At 48.5% G+C, this 1,201-nt stretch carries 1 protein-coding gene; it reads right to left on the bottom strand.

The genetic code is table 11. The features are described from left to right. Positions 1-58: 58 nt before the first annotated feature. On the bottom strand, positions 59-1,099 hold the full coding sequence (locus tag IAE30_RS29830; RefSeq protein ID WP_200548131.1) for an IS481 family transposase: 1,041 nt from the start codon (positions 1,097-1,099) through the stop codon (positions 59-61). Positions 1,100-1,201 lie beyond the last annotated feature (102 nt).

The raw sequence follows: 1,201 nt of genomic DNA, 5'->3' as shown, positions 1-1,201 counted from the left end.
TGTATTAGCTCAGACCTGATCTGACAGTTACCGGTTATTTATACAGGTGTCTGTCAGATTACATCTGGTTTAAATTCTTCTCAGCCCAGATGCATTTTCCATCAAGTAATGTTTCCATTGGCGTCCGGCCGCAGCACATTTTCCCCTGATGGGTTCGCTCATTATTATAGTGAGCCAGCCATTCATCAAGATCTGATTGTAATGTGTCAATATCCCCATACAGCTTTTTGCGGAATGTCACCTGATAAAATTCGTTCAGTATCGTTTTGTGGAACCGCTCGCAGATACCGTTTGTCTGCGGGGACATCGCCTTTGTCTTCGTGTGGTCGATATCATTTATCGCCAGATAAAGCTGGTAATCATGCTGTTCCACTTTGCCGCAGAACTCAGTGCCTCTGTCAGTCAGTATCCTCAGCATCGGCAGCCCCTGAGACTCATAAAATGGCAGTACACGATCATTCAGCAGGTCTGCTGCTGTAATCGGCGTTTTGGTGACATACAGTTTGCAGTGAGCGACCTTCGAGTAGGTATCCACGAACGTCTGCTGATAAATACGTCCAACCCCTTTCAGGTTTCCCACGTAGAACGTGTCCTGTGAACCCAGATAACCCGGATGAGCGGTTTCAATCTCGCCGCAGGCTTCGCCATCACTGACTTTACGTTCCAGTGCGGCGATCTGGCTGTCGGTCAGTTCAATGCCATCGCGGGCCACTTTCTCTTCCAGCGCTTTCAGACGTTTTTTGAAGTTCTCAAGGTTATGACGTAACCAGACGGAGCGGACGCCACTTCCTGAGATAAAAACACCCTGTTTACGCAACTCATTACTGCTCCGGTGCTGGCCGTGGGCGGGGAATGCCACAGCATACTCAACAACCGCCTGTTCAGTGGCCTGATCGGTTCGGTTCTTAAGGTTAGGAGCGCGGCGACTGCGATTGATCAACGCATCCACGCCGCCTTCATCGGCCAGTTCGCGATACCGGTAAAAAGTGTCACGCGAGACGCCCATAATTTTGCAGGCTTTAGATACATTACTGAGTTCTTCAGCCAGATTGAGCAAACCGGCTTTGTGTTTAATGACAGGATTGTTAGTATGAAGCATGAGAGTTACCTCGTGTTTTGTATAAGGATTCGACACCCATATCAAAACCGGTAACTCTCAACCTTTCAAGGCCATATGTCAGATCAAGTCGCGACTAATACA

The organism is Pantoea sp. S61 (assembly GCF_016625145.1).
GTDB lineage: Bacteria > Pseudomonadota > Gammaproteobacteria > Enterobacterales > Enterobacteriaceae > Pantoea > Pantoea rwandensis_B.
Note: the sequence above shows the minus strand (reverse complement) of the source record. Positions and strands in the feature narration are given on the sequence as shown.